Raw genomic sequence first — 294 nt, 5'->3', positions numbered from 1 at the left:
TGCGCATCACCTACCGGGAACAAGGCCCCAACACTCTCTCCATCACTGACGACGCCACCACGATTGCCAACATGCGCGGCGTACTCGAATCCACCAACACCACTGACCTGCTTCAAGCCGCCAACGACATCTTCTTCAAAGAGGGCACCGGTTCTAAGCCTGCGGTGCGTACCCAAGTCATCGTCACGTTGAACGAGCTAGACCAGATCATCAACGGCGACGGGGACGAAATAGAGCTCAACCTGACTAACGGTGGGCGCATGACCGGGGCAGAATTCCTCACCTACAAGTTTG

General features: G+C 56.5%; 1 pseudogene. It reads left to right on the top strand.

The features are described from left to right. Window positions 1–294, top strand: a pseudogene (locus HMPREF2698_RS12330) (HNH endonuclease); the annotation flags it as partial.

The sequence above is a fragment of the Corynebacterium sp. HMSC072A02 genome, from assembly GCF_001810085.1.
In the GTDB taxonomy this organism is placed as follows: domain Bacteria; phylum Actinomycetota; class Actinomycetes; order Mycobacteriales; family Mycobacteriaceae; genus Corynebacterium; species Corynebacterium hesseae.
Note: the sequence above shows the minus strand (reverse complement) of the source record. Positions and strands in the feature narration are given on the sequence as shown.